The sequence below is a fragment of the Sessilibacter sp. MAH3 genome, from assembly GCF_054658275.1.
The window spans coordinates 1-13987 of the sequence record NZ_BAAGIE010000032.1 but is presented as its reverse complement, the minus strand read 5'-3'; the positions used below and the strand labels follow the sequence as shown (position 1 = coordinate 13987).

The 13987-nt window shown below is 40.0% G+C and carries 8 protein-coding genes; 1 reads left to right on the top strand and 7 read right to left on the bottom strand.

Features of this window, described 5'->3' with window-relative positions; translation table 11 throughout:
* Nucleotides 1-203: 203 nt before the first annotated feature.
* From ACYQ2C_RS15975 to ACYQ2C_RS15945, 7 genes are all read right to left on the bottom strand, one after another.
* Entirely contained in the window at nt 204-5468 is a 5265-nt protein-coding gene (locus tag ACYQ2C_RS15975) for a DNA repair ATPase (RefSeq protein ID WP_460104099.1), read from the bottom strand.
* 586 nt (nt 5469-6054) lie between these two features.
* Entirely contained in the window at nt 6055-8016 is a 1962-nt protein-coding gene (locus ACYQ2C_RS15970; RefSeq protein WP_460052505.1) for a hypothetical protein, read from the bottom strand.
* A gap of 93 nt (nt 8017-8109) precedes the next feature.
* Nucleotides 8110-8784, bottom strand: a complete 675-nt coding sequence (locus ACYQ2C_RS15965; RefSeq protein WP_460104098.1) for a DUF1449 domain-containing protein — start codon at nt 8782-8784, stop codon at nt 8110-8112.
* Nucleotides 8785-9480: 696 nt separating this feature from the next.
* Nucleotides 9481-10044 carry a flavodoxin family protein gene (locus ACYQ2C_RS15960; protein ID WP_460052508.1) on the bottom strand — a complete coding sequence of 188 codons (564 nt, stop codon included), beginning with the start codon at nt 10042-10044 and terminating at the stop codon, nt 9481-9483.
* Nucleotides 10045-10109: 65 nt separating this feature from the next.
* Nucleotides 10110-10697 (bottom strand): DJ-1/PfpI family protein, encoded by a 588-nt coding sequence (locus ACYQ2C_RS15955; protein ID WP_460104097.1) that lies wholly within the window; start codon nt 10695-10697, stop codon nt 10110-10112.
* A 384-nt stretch (nt 10698-11081) separates the two neighbouring features.
* The gene (locus tag ACYQ2C_RS15950) at nt 11082-11543 is read right to left on the bottom strand and encodes a hypothetical protein (protein ID WP_460052247.1); all 462 of its coding nucleotides are present in this window, start codon (nt 11541-11543) and stop codon (nt 11082-11084) included.
* A 535-nt stretch (nt 11544-12078) separates the two neighbouring features.
* Nucleotides 12079-12477, bottom strand: coding sequence for a GFA family protein (locus tag ACYQ2C_RS15945; protein WP_460115718.1), 399 nt, complete (start codon nt 12475-12477; stop codon nt 12079-12081).
* Nucleotides 12478-12985: 508 nt separating this feature from the next.
* Between ACYQ2C_RS15945 and ACYQ2C_RS15940 the strand changes: the two genes are divergently transcribed.
* The gene (locus ACYQ2C_RS15940) at nt 12986-13675 is read left to right on the top strand and encodes a class I SAM-dependent methyltransferase (protein WP_460104095.1); all 690 of its coding nucleotides are present in this window, start codon (nt 12986-12988) and stop codon (nt 13673-13675) included.
* Nucleotides 13676-13987 lie beyond the last annotated feature (312 nt).

Below are 13987 nucleotides of genomic sequence, written 5' to 3'. Positions count from 1 at the left end.
TTAACGTTTGATTGCTTTAAAGGAAACTCTGATTAACTTAGAGTTTCTAGCGACACAAGGATGTGTCGCCAATTTCAGGAACTGTAAGTGAATGAATTTGTGAAGAAATTGGAAATCACATTTTCAATTTCTGTCGTCTGATTAAGTCATGGATGAGTTAATCAGAGGATCCTAAAGTCTTAAGAATAAAGGAGGCTAAAATATCAAGCCTTTAAGTGTCGAATCTGCTCCGCAAGCTCGCTCAATTTTTCGTGGGTTCTAAGATCGATATCCAGTTTCTTGTCCATGTTTTTCATCAAAGGCACAAGGCTGTTTTCAATGGTTGCCGATAAAGCCTCAAAAACCTGCTGAATTCCGGGCGTAGGTTCGTTAACAATATTAACGCTAGGCACACTACTTTTAGCATCAAGTTTTTCCAGTATTTGGGACAGATTTTTACTGAGTGTTCTCGACAGCGTCGTTGCCATATCGGTATTAGCACTGTTAGAAGATTGTTTTTCTAACAATACGTTTAACGCTTGAACAGAAGCCACCAAGTCATACAGCTGAACAACAATTTTATTGCCAGCATCTTGATCACCCTCACCCATCGATTTATTACGTTGGAATTCAGACTTAATTTGCTGCCAACGTTGCTGCTCTTGCTCGGTTAGCGTTTTACGTAATTCTCCCAACTTTAATAAATTCGCTTCGGCGCCGGTGGTTAACAATTGCGCCTCACCAATATAATGATCGCGAATCATTTGTTCTAACTCTTGAGCATTCATGACCGCAGAAATTTTCTCGGTCATTTTATTCATATTGCGATAACTACCCTGCAATTTAAACGCAGGCTCTGTTCTGTAGCGATCATCTTGCGCGGCAGAAGCAATGTATTGCTGGTTAACCGCAAGCACCACTTTTTGCACCATCAACATTTTTTTCAGTACTTCCACAATCTCATTAACCTCGGCGCCACTGTATTGATGCTCCAGATCACTGGTTGCGACCGCCACACCTTTGGCCATATCAATAAGCTTGTAAATATCGCCCATAGCGCGTAACGCTAACGGCGCAAGTACAGGGTTGGAAGTTAACGAGTTCTCAACATAACTCAACGCAAATTGCTCATCCATGCCGCCAAGAATATCGCCCAAATTATAAATATCTGCCCGGTTGGCCAACATGTCTGGAATTTTAAAGACTTCACCGGATTCGGTATAAGGGTTGCCCGACATAACCACACAGAATTTTTTGCCGCGCATATCGTAGGTTTTGGTTTCGTTTTGCCAAACACCTTCAATACGTCGTGTACCGTCACACAAAGAAATAAATTTTTGCAAAAATTCGGGATTCGTATGCTGAATATCATCCAAATACAACATAACGTTATTGCCCATTTCTAACGCTAAGTTGAGCTTAACCAATTCTTGGGCGGCGGTGGCATTACCCGCTTGTGACGGGTCTAAAGAAATAACCGAATGACCCAACGACGGACAGTTGATTTTCATAAAAATCAAACCCAAACGACTGGCCACATACTCCATTAACGTCGTTTTACCGTAACCCGGTGGCGAAATCATCATTAACAGGCCCATAAGATCGGTGCGCTTCTCTGCACCCACGGTGCCCATTTGCTTAGCTAAGTTATCGCCAATCACCGGTAAATAGGCCTCATTAATTAAACGGTTGCGAACAAACGAGCTTAATGGCCGTGCCTTAAATTCGTGTAAACGTAAACCTTTACGCTCTTGCTCAATAAGTTTTTGGCGAAGTTCTAGATAACGATGATAATCGGGAATAACTTGTGATCGGTGTTGTTGATTGATCGATAGAAATTCATCCAAAGCAAAGTGCAGTGTTTGATTTTTAATTTTCACATGTTCACCGAGCAGATTTTCTACAGAAACCTCGGTGTTGAAATCAGAAATGACAATCGACAAATCAGCCTGCGTAATAAAATAGACCGCGGCTTCTTGAATATAGCGTTGTAAATTAACCAGCTGATGTTTGCGTACAAAGGCTTGCAACCAATTATTAGCGTAGGTCCACTGTTGCAATATCGATAAATGTTTTAAGGTTTGACTAAACGCTTGATAATCGTCTGAACTTAATTTGCGTTTAAACTCATCAACCAGATAACCGGCTTGTTTACTGGCAATAAACTCGGTTTTATCGGCTGCTAAAACATCAATTAAGAATCGAGCCGCTTCGGTCAAACTAATTTGATCGGTAGAGCCCGTTGTTTTATCAAACACCACCGACATTGCTGAGCTAATTTGTTCGGTAAGTACGTCTAAAGCTCGCTGGTCGTTAAATAAATTAGCAATAATTTGCGCGGTGCTTGCTTCTGATTGCCACGTTGAATAGATATAGGCATCCGGCGAGTTTAGCTGAGTATTCATTACCGTTGTATCTTGGTTTAAATAAAACCAATAAAACTGTGCAAAGGCACGAGATTGCGGAGCAAACTTTAGTAATCCCGCATTTTTATAGATTGGTAATATTTTAACTAAAATATTTTTGGCATCGGTATCGTGAATGCCCTTTTCGTAGCCTTCTTTGTACTTCGAATTGGAATACTCTTTAACAACGCTTAGAAGTTCTTCGTCTTTCTTTTGTAAATCGTATAACGCCTGTAGCGATAACTCGGGTGAGTTTTGATAAAGCTCGATAATGGAATACGCCAGATATTCGCCGCGATACAACTGCGCGGTTTCTGACTCTACCGACATACTCCAAAAGCGTTTTAAATGATTCAGCGATTCGTCTTTAATCAGTTGATAATAATTTGTTCCCGTAAGATGGAAATACAAAGATTCTTCTCGCGGTAAGATCGTTAAATCTAACTCTTGAGTATTTACCGAAAACTTGTGACGTGGCCCCAGTTTAATGATGTTACCGCCAGATTCATAAATATCTGACTTATCTCTAAGACCACGAATGGCTTGTTCTTTTACCGACTTATATTTTGCATCAATATCATCAGCTTTAACGGCTTCGTCTAGATCACGTAATTGATCGCCAATTTCGCGAACCTTAATGTTTAACGCATCAGACGCAAAATAGGTGTTCAGTTCATCGTTATTATTGAATTTTAGTGAGCGTTTTTCGATATTAGCGAGCATGCGCGATGCTGCGTCTGCCAAAGACTGAGCACGTCTTTGACGCTCTTGAATCAGCTGTTGTTTTTGTGCCTCGAAGGATTCGTAAACCTCTTCCCGCTTTGATAATATTTCGGTAAGAAATTCATCGAATTCTCCAAATTGACTTTCTAATTCTTCTAATTGCACCAGAATACGCGATAGTTGCTCGTCACATTTCTCTGGCGATGTTGCCAAACCCAAAGCATTAGCAATACTTTGCGAAAACAATTTAAATTGCGCGGCAAATTGTGCTTTAGCTTCGGCTGAACCTAAATTTTTACCTTTATTGCGCGCATTGGCTTTACATTGGTTGAGTAAGGCATAAATTTGAGAAATACGATCAATAATATCCGTACGTACGGTTGCATCATCTATTTTTAAGGTCGCCATGAGTTCGGACAACAAATCCAAACCAGACGCTGTATGTTCAACCTTCTCAATAACCGGATTCAGTTCTGTTACAGTTTTGGCCGTATCGATGGTGGCTTTGTATTCGTTAACCAATTCTGTGTAGGGTTCAAAGGCGTTGTCTTGAACCAAAAAATCCACGGTTTTGTTGTTCACAACCTGCTCAAGCTCATCAAGCTCATGTGTTAACTGATCAACCTTTGAAAGATCAATATAACGCAGTTCGCGAACCGAAATTAAACGGCCACGTTGTGTACGAATGGCTTGCAAACATTCGACAAAATCTTGCGCCAAACGCCAGTTATCCGGCGTTGCAGAAATAATGAGCTGTTGTTGTTGCTCTTTTAAATCTGCCATAGCTTTGGCAGATTGCGCGCGAATACTTTGGACTTTTTCGAACTCGTCCAGGACCAAATCGGCTGTCTGTGCAATTTCTTTTAACAGATTATCGATTTCACCTTGTAGAAGATCGGCAACCCAGTAGTAGTCGTCAAAAATCTTTAGGGCGGCTTTTTTGAGCTCTTCGTAAACCTTGCTTGATGGCTGTTGACCGGCAATTAAGCGCGCGACGCTATACAAATCAGAAATACCACGCACCAAATCGGCATTACCGATTTTACCCAATTCGGACTGATGATTTTGATCTCGGCTCGCGTATTCGGCGCTGGAAAACGACGTACTCCAAATTTGCATGGGATGTAAACGCGTAGGTTCGTTTTCGGCGGAGAAAATAACAATGTGTCCGTCATCGGCTAAAGCATAACCGTGACCATAAATGGGATTTTGCAGTTTTTTATCAATTAAATTGTAAGAAAAAAGCCCTGCCAAACCTTCTACGGGCTCGTAAAAAATAAATAAAACATCTTCACCGTTGGGCGAACGAATGGAGCGTTTAAACATTAAGCCCGTACTGGGTTGATCAAAAGTCTTGTACTCACCGGTATTTAGATAATAACCACCGGGAAATATTAATCCGTGATCTTCCGGTAACTGAACACAAGACTGACCAATAGCGTCGAGCCGCTGAACCTTTTCGGTGAGGCGGTTAAATACAAAATAACGCGTTACGGTTTCGCGATAAGGTAACACTTTTAATAGAATTAAATCACCAACCTGCGCGTAGGCAATACTTGCGTCATTCAGTGATTGAGACTTTTCTTGAACCGATTCTTCGTAAATACCCAAACCTGTTTCAGTATTATTTTCAACTTTAACAGTGAAGGTTCCGCCAATGGTCTCAATAAATAAGGTATTTAAAATATTAATATGCGGATGACGCCCCTGAATAATATCGTCACGGCTCGATTCCACCCATTCAAAGTCGTACCTAGGTGGTAACTGCAAATCGCGCTCACCGCGATTATCGATGTATTCTTTAACGGTGCCATCAGGATTTAATGCCCAGCGAAACACACGCACATCTTCAATGCGATCGCCAATTTGAAAGCCCGCCAACAACTTGCCGTTGCGCGTAGTCAACTGAATAAGTTTGGTGTTTTTGTAGTAACGATAAAGTTCGTAAAAATCGCTGGAAAAACGCGAATCGGTAAGAAAGGTCTTATCAATGGAGTTTTCAACAATATCGTAATTACCATTGTTGTTCTCAACACTGAATAACGCAAATACGTCGTTAATTTCGGTTTCTTTTTTAAGCCCAATAAAAACGTTATAGCCAAATAATAATTGCGCTCCAACTTGCACAATATCACGCGCAATACAGTTATTTTCGGTTCTTACACGTACACGACCAACAACCGACATATCCGATGCACCAAACTCACTGGTGCGAGCTTGGTTAAGTTGCGATGTTAACGCGTTGAGCTTACCGGCTTGATCATTTAATCGTCTACGAATAATTTCGTAGGCGCCGCCTTCGGCTACTGCTGTATCAACTGAGTTATCGGAATTTGGTGAAACAGACGTGCCTTCGGACATAAACAAATCCTTGCGAAATTGAAGACTTAAAATCGCCTTGGTTAACTCTTCCTAAGAATAAACAAAGCATAGCTATTGAAATATTGGCGCAGCGTTATGAGCTATTTTTCGCCGTTGTCAGCATTTTAAAAAAAAGGACACTTTCTTGCATCAGTTAGGCTTGCGTCAATTAGGCTAGTGTCAATTACTTGTGTAAATTAGCTTTGCACAAATTAAAAGAAATTCTGAATCATTTATGGCTTAAAACATATCTTAAGCGACGTGTAATTTGGATTTATCAAAGCCGCAAAGATTTAGAAAACTCGGATTAAACTTGAGTTTCCGGCAACACAAGAATGTGTCGTCAACGTCAAGAACCGTATGTGATTAAAATTGTGAAAAAATTAGAAATCACACTTTCAATTACCAACATCTGATTACATTGTGGATGAGTTAATCAGAGGCTCTTACAGTATTTTTAGATGTAACCATTCAAAGATAAAGCACTAGTACAAAATCAAAAAAACCAGACCTTGAGAACCCAAGCCTAAAGAACTCAGTTCTAAAAACCAGCCCAACAAATTACCGCTGGACTGGCGCTTAAAGATTAATTGTCTTCTTTATTAGATGCTTTATTGTCTAAATCGAGTAATGGTTTACCGCTAACTACACGATCAATAATTGAACTGATTACGCCGCTCTTGTCTGCCAAACCGTCGATAGCTTTACCGATGGATAAAGACTTAGCAAAGTTGTTAAAGAAGTGATCTTCACCGCCAACAATATCGATTTTCGCTTTCTGAAGTGCCGTTGCCAGTACTTCGGCATTTTCTTTGGCAATCTCTTTACCGGCTTCAATAGAAGCAAGAGCCTCTTTAAGCGCAGTTTCAAGTCCCATACGAAACTCTTCGTGTTTACGAGCTTGTTCGCTCATGGCGTTCATAGCGTCGAACTTATCAACCAAACCTTCGGCCTCGGCTTTAAACATTTCACGGGTAACTTCTGCATTGGCCAAACCAAGCTCGCGCTCAGACTCGGCTTTAGCCTTACCTTGGGCAGCAATAACGTCGGCCTGCGCTTTACCGGTACCCAATAAGGCGTCCGCTTCGGCGTCACCTTTCGCGCGAATTACATTGGCTTCGGCAATACCCATTTTCTCATCGGCAATGGCTCGGGCTTCTAATACCTGCGCATCGGCAAGACCGCCTGCGGCGCGTTCTGCTTTCAAGCCTTCGGCCAGCTTGATTTTGGCATCGGCATCCTTGGCAGAGGCCTCTAAACGTGCTTCAGCAAGCAGTTTAATTTCTTCGGCTTTGTGCTTCGCCGATACTTCTTCCGCTTCTGCGGCCTTAATTTGCGCAATCTTCTGTTCTTCTGCTTTCGCTTCGGCAGTTAACACGCGTGTTTGTTTAGCGCGCGATGCCTCAGAAACTTCTCTGACTTCCTTGATGCGTTCTTCTTCAACGGCCACGGTTTTATCAACCATAACGCGTTCACGAATCACATTAGCAATTTCTTTACGCTCAATTTCAACGGCTTTTTCGGCTTCAATGCGTTGAATTTCTACTTCACGTTCGCGAGCAACAATTTCTAGGTCGCGAGCACGATTGACTTTTTCAACTTCAATCACCACTGCACGCTGACGATTTTGTTCGGCGACCTCAACTTCACGTTTCAGATTTTCGGTTTGTACGGCAAGATCTTGATCCACCGAAATTTTCGCCGAATCCGATTTTAAACGCTCTTCTTCTTGAACTTTTTTGGTCTCGGCTTCTTCACGGGCTTGAATGGTTGCGATTTCACGTTTCTGCTTAGCTTCTGCATCGGCTTGTTGACGCTCTAATTCAAGCATTGCTTCTGCGGTTTCTACGTTCTTTTTCTTAATCGCCAACTCTTGGTCACGCTCAAGAATATTGGTTCTGATATTCTGCTCGGCAGTTAATTCGGTAATCTTTTTGATACCTTCTGCATCGAGAATATTATAAGGATCAAGCGATGATTTAGACGTTTGTTCCAAATAGTCGATCGCAACGTCTTCTAATACATAGCCATTTAGATCATTACCGATAACTTCAATAATTTTTTCGCGAAAGCCTTGGCGATTTTCAAAGAGCTTCACAAAATCGATTTGTTTACCTACGGTTTTTAACGCCTCAGAGAACTTTGCATTAAACAATAAATTTACCGCGTCTTTATCGGATGCGCGGTTCGCACCAATAGATTTAGCAACCTTTAATACGTCTTCGGTGGTTTCGTTCACACGTAGATAAAAAGCAACGGTAATGTCAGCACGCATATTATCGGCACAAATCAGCCCGTCTTTGCCTCGTCGATCAACCTCTAGGGTAATCAACGAAATTCGCATAAGCTCCTTTTTGTAAATAATCGGAAATACAAATGCGCCGGTAAAGTGAACCTTGGGGTGTTGCGACATATCGTTAACAATTAACGCTGTACCCTGTTCTACCTTGTAATAAAAGGATTTAAAAAATATTGCGATAACAATGAGAAATCCAATCACACCTGCAATCGCGATCAAGATCGGAAGAAACTGATTTAAATCAACCATAGGATGGCTCCATTTCCTAATTTAGATAGGTTTTAAACACTTGTTGTTATTTTAAATAATGGCCATTACAAAGCTTGTACGTCGATGCTTGAACTACGAACGAAACTCTGACTCACGAACCACGAGATACGCGTTTTGCTCTTCAAGATAGTCTAAAATAACCACTTTATCATCGTAAGCAATATCATTAGGCTCAAAACAGCGAACCTTTAAAATTAGTCCTGCACCGGAGTCGTCTAAAAATGCTTCACCATAATTCGCATCCACTCTTGAAGTTCTAACAGAGGCAATCATACCAACAATTTTATTGATGGTTTTTTGCTCACTCGGAATAAAATATTGCTGAAAGGGACGCAGCACCGTTGCGGTTGCAATCAACGATACCAGTACTAAAACGACCACTAAAGGCAGTGAGACGAGAGTACGTATAATCCCCTCGGGCAGTAAGCTCACGAAAAAATAAGACACATAATAAGAAATTAACCAACCTATTAACGAAGACAAGGTAATAGTAATGGTAATGGGAATTCCAGAAAGGCCCAATTTTCCTAATAAACCGCCCAGAACCTGGCCTATTGAACTATCGGTACCAGCAGACTCACTTCCTGGAATATCCACTTCCATGCTGTCAAAACCGATGACACCAACAAATGTAAGCAGCCATATACAAACGGATACTAATAGGAAAAATGTAAAAAATACCGTTGGCAACGACAAGATATTGTCATAGAAAGGGGCGAGATTGTCTGAAAATAACACAGCGAACATTATTTTCTCCTTGTCGAAAAATCCAGTCGCACGCTATCTAACACTTTCGAATGACAACCCAAAGATCAGCAACGCAAAGTTATGTATATCGTGCAATATTATTCAGTTCTTTAGTGACACCTTATTGAAAAATAAGAACTTTATCTTATAGGAAAGAAGGTAAGGAGGGAATTAAATTAGCATTAAAAACCACACATTTAGACTATAATCGATATCTAAATGTTGACTAAGAAAACTCTTAAAAAAGCGTTGCTGAATACACAAATTAAACAAAAATCAAATTTTTACCGCGTAACTTGTCAAAAGTCTTCAAATTCTAAAGTATTGCTAAAATTATGGTATTCGGTGTAAAACTCGGATAAATGAACAAATTAGCTTGAGATCAATCATCGCTATATTGACGAGCAACTAAAATGGTAATTAATTTTTAGATAATCATTAACGATGGAATCGTTATGTGGTTCTTATATGCGGCCTTAGAAGTAACATTGCCATTCAACAGTTCTTTTAAAAAGCAACGTTTTGAAATTAGCGATTTAAAAAATAATGCGACAGAAAACACACTTCGAGAAAAACACTCCGCAAATACCTACCTCGGATTGAACATAATCAACAACGCACAACGATAGGAATCTCGAATTCTATCTACCCTGATTTAATCAAAGATCCCTACAGCTTGTAGATTCATGTAAAAATTTAGGCTTTACCCATTTTGTTGAGTTGTTCTGCGATTCTTTTTCCCTGATATTTCGCCGTTGCAAGATCAATCTCATGAATTTGTCCGTCAGGACAATAAGCCACAGTACCCAGTTGGCATCCCATGCGGTTAATACCAAAATCGCGATAACCCGGCGCAGCATCTATTCCCATCCACAGCATACCGTGCTGACAAGCGAAGGTGATTAAATACTGTAACGTGCTCGATTGATCGCCATTGATTGCGCTGCCGCATGTAAAACCAGCGGCTAGTTTTCCCGACCATTTCTGGTCACACCACAACTCACTGGTTGCATCTGCAAAGGTTTTAAACTGCGCAGAAACACTACCCATGTAGGTTGGTGATCCAAAAACAATAGCATCACATTGTGAGAGCTCATCAATTACGGCATTATTAGCGTAACGACCCTGTTCGATTTCAGAACCCACAATTCTATGTTTATAGATTTCTGTACCAGCTACCGTTAGAGCGCCGTCTATAACAGCGTTAGCCAGGGACTCGGTAATGTCGGTTTTCGAAAAATAAATAACACCTAAACGCATTTTCTTTCCAAATTCATTTGTTAACAGATTTAGATTATTCAGATATTACGACAAAAATACACTCGCTACAAAGTGGTTGTTCTCCAATCGTAATCCATTTGTCGAGCGGTTTTTTGGGCCAATTGCAAATTAACCAATCGCGATACCAAATGTAAACTCATATCAATTCCGGCAGAAATACCGGCCGAGGTTACAATCTTGCCCACATCCACCCAACGCACCGACTCTACCACCGTCACTGTCGTATAATCTTGCTTAAAATCGGCTAGGTCTTCCCAATGAGTGATAGCAGAAAGCCCGGCTAACAAACCAGCCTCAGCTAAAATAAAAGCCCCCGTGCAAACCGATGCCGTAATCTTGGTATTTTGAGAGACGGCTTTTACCCATTCAATAATCGTTTGATTTTTAACTTGCTGCGTGTGCACGCCGCCGACAACGATTAACACGTCTATCGGCGGATGATTGAAAATTGAATAATGCGGGTTAACCGAAAAGCCTCCGCGTGCGGGTACCGGCTGGCAATGTTCAGAGACCAGAAAAACATTAAAAGTGTTACCAGAATCAGCGATGCGGCTAGCGGTAGAAAAAACCTCAAACGGCCCAGAGAAGTCCATAACTTCTGCTTCGGGATAAATATAGATTCCAATATTCATAACCGCTTACTTACTTTATAAATGGGCTATTGTAGTGGTTTAATAATCTACAAAAATAAACCACCTAAAAAAATATTTGATATCGATTATTCAACAACACCATTTATCCATGCAAGAACAATATTTAACACCAGATGGAAAACTTAGAGAACAGCTAGATAGTAATGGGAAAAGAAAAACAAAGGGTTAGGGCAAAGTTTAAGGAAAAAGCGCGTGAGGTCGGTGAGGAACTAAGAATAACCGGATCTCTGTATATAATCTAAACACTCAAAGAACAACAGACGAAGCGACGAAAGGATGACGCTATCAATAGATGCAAAAAAGGGAACATAAAAGTGGCTTCTGATTCAATCCCCCGCGGATCGAATCAGAGATTATGAGAGATTAAGCGTTCTTCTTAAATTTATTCAATGTAATTACAAAATAAACACAAATTAACCAAACTGCACAGGCCATAAAAAACAACGCTTTCTCTTGCGGACAGCCCGCCTCTAGACAACTGAGATCGGTATAAGGGAATAAACCGAGAGGTGTAAAAACGTGAAAAAATATAGCGCCAGACATGATACAGAAACCGATTAATGCACCCCAAAATCGAGTTGCAGTGATCAGAATCAACACACTCGCGACCAGCTCAGCAGAGCCAACGGCGTAGCCACCATAACTCGCGAACGCCTTACCAAGACCAGTAAGCCCGAGTGAAGATATCCAAGTACCAATCGTAGAGAAAATATAAACGGTGATATCCGCGGGCTCTGTAAATAATTCAGCGAACTTAAAAAAGAGCGATTGTAAGAAAACAAAAGCAACAAAGATGGCGAGTGCATGAGGAATGTATTTTTTCATAATGACCAATGTTAAGTTTGTAGGGAGCTTGCGAATTTGCGTAATGGACAACGGATTTAGGAATATATCACCCAAGTAATAAAATTGAACGAAATTAGTTATGCTTTTGTGATTTTTAACCTAGATTACCAAACAGAATAAAATAAGACTATTACTTGAATCATTATTACTTGGAGTTGCAAATCAGTCATCATGGATACAAAAATAAATGCATTAGATAAACAATTATATTGCAAGAAAACACCTTAAGGCGAAGAATCATCAAATAAACTAACGTAAGACATTACCAGATAATTTATATAACGCATAAATTGAAAATGCCATTTTCAATTTTTTCACAATTTTAATCGCTTAGCGCTCTTGATATTGGCGACACATCCTTGTGCCACTGGAAACTACAGGTTAATCAGAGTTTCTTTAATACTGAAAGCAGGGTTTATTGGTTTTTAGATATTGTTCTCACGTAAACTGCCAGTAAATCAACATCTCAAATGAGTGGTGAGAGTCTCTAACAACATTATTAGATCATATAAAACTATTTAGGAAGCTCTTTAAAGCGTTTAAGCTCACTGAGTTTCTCTTCCCATTTTGCATTACTTTTTGTGAAGATATGCGCCTCAGGCATAAAATCTAATTCATCGTCTAATGATCCTGCAGGAACCACGCAAACACCCGCATCGGGAGATACTGTCGGAACGGCAGAACCACACTGTGAACAGAAACTTTTTACATGTCGTGTAGATTCAAGTGAAAAGGTTGTAACGTATTTTATTCCAGACAACCAAATCAACGAACCGGATTTCGTAAATAAATTAGCAGCATGTGCCGACCCCGTGTCTTTTTTACAATAACTGCAATGACATAAAAAAAAATTATCGAATTTACCTTCTACTTTAAATGTCACTGATCCGCACAAACAGGAACCTTTTATCATCGTATATGCCTGTAATTTAGTCATAAGCCAAGATAGCTTGGCAAGTTTTCACAACACCATTAAAGCATTTTTAAGCCACCTAATTGGTATGTCAAATAAAATTAATGATTCCTCTTTTTAACGAAAAACTTTCTATCAATCATGACGGTTTTTAGCACGTTCTGAAGACCGATATTGAAACTCCTCTTTTTTGAATTATCTCTTGAGAATCGCGATATAACAAAACCACGTTGATTAAAATAATTATCGCAATCGGGCACTTTGATTGTAATCATACAATTTGAATGTTGGCGTGCATCAGCCTCGAACCAGATGGATCGACTCCTTTAAAGGAATTTAAGGTTTCTCTAATATGTTAACACCACAATGGCGAAGAGCTTAACAAATCCATGATTTGTTCTTATTAAAGACATTGCATTCTTAGCCAATCACTGTAGCCTTGCGAACTCTTCGTTTTGTCATTTATCTTTGATAACTGGCTGAGCGCTCACTTCTTTGAGACGGTCAAATGACAAATTTACGCGTATGCTACCAAACCATTGAGTTTGGAAACATCGATATTCATCTCTGCACGCTTCGTAACAAGCAGGAGTTTTACGACCCAGAAGGTATTGCCGAAAAGCTTGGCATTTATTCAGCCATGTGGCCCATTTTTGGAATTATCTGGCCATCGAGCTTGGTTCTTGCCCACCATATGAATAGCTATGACGTTGGTTCTAAACGAGTACTTGAAATTGGGTGTGGAACCGCCTTAAGCAGTTTATTACTCAATAAGCGGAAGGCAGATATTACCGCTACTGATTTTCACCCAGAAGTCGAGAGATTTTTAAACAGAAATACCGAACTTAATGGTGACAACGCTATTCCTTTTGAAAGAACTGGCTGGGCAGACAACAACGATAAGTTAGGGCGCTTTGATCTAATAATAGGTAGCGATCTACTGTATGAAGATGGGCATGTAGAATTGCTTACAGGGTTCATTCAAGAACATTCAAAACCGAAGTGCGAGGTAATAATTGTAGATCCTGGCAGAGGTAGAAAAAACAAACTAGCCAAAAATTTACTTAAATTAGGTTACGCATCATCGTTTTCAAAACCAGGAAATACTTCTTATTTAAACGAGAATTTTAAAGGTGATATTCTCTCATTTTTACGCACAGACCAAACACTTAACCAGATTGTAGAAAAATCACCGTAAAAATATCGACGCAATGATCTCTCTTTTTATGGTCAATTGCTGTTACATAGTTTAGGTATAGGAGCCCCTAATTATTGTCTCTCTGATGTAATCAATGGACAAAAATGACAATGCGATTGCCAATTTATTCATAATTTTGATTACATATTGTTCAGTTGCCGTTCTTTCTAAGTTTAATATACCCAACAATACCACTAACTAAACTGGTAACTCCCGAAAGAACAAACAAAAATACCGCGGTTTCAAGTAATAACTGCAATTTCATAACGCAGCGAGTAAATCAACTCGCTGTCCCATAAATAATTCATTAGG

Bases quoted from the DNA above. Each gene is read 5' to 3' on its own strand.
- ACYQ2C_RS15950 (WP_460052247.1), bottom strand. From the start codon at position 11,543: ATGAAAAAATACATTCCTCATGCACTCGCCATCTTTGTTGCTTTTGTT.
- ACYQ2C_RS15965 (WP_460104098.1), bottom strand. From the start codon at position 8,784: ATGTTCGCTGTGTTATTTTCAGACAATCTCGCCCCTTTCTATGACAAT.
- ACYQ2C_RS15975 (WP_460104099.1), bottom strand. From the start codon at position 5,468: ATGTCCGAAGGCACGTCTGTTTCACCAAATTCCGATAACTCAGTTGAT.
- ACYQ2C_RS15940 (WP_460104095.1), top strand. From the start codon at position 12,986: ATGACAAATTTACGCGTATGCTACCAAACCATTGAGTTTGGAAACATC.
- ACYQ2C_RS15945 (WP_460115718.1), bottom strand. From the start codon at position 12,477: ATGATAAAAGGTTCCTGTTTGTGCGGATCAGTGACATTTAAAGTAGAA.
- ACYQ2C_RS15955 (WP_460104097.1), bottom strand. From the start codon at position 10,697: ATGAATATTGGAATCTATATTTATCCCGAAGCAGAAGTTATGGACTTC.
- ACYQ2C_RS15960 (WP_460052508.1), bottom strand. From the start codon at position 10,044: ATGCGTTTAGGTGTTATTTATTTTTCGAAAACCGACATTACCGAGTCC.
- ACYQ2C_RS15970 (WP_460052505.1), bottom strand. From the start codon at position 8,016: ATGGTTGATTTAAATCAGTTTCTTCCGATCTTGATCGCGATTGCAGGT.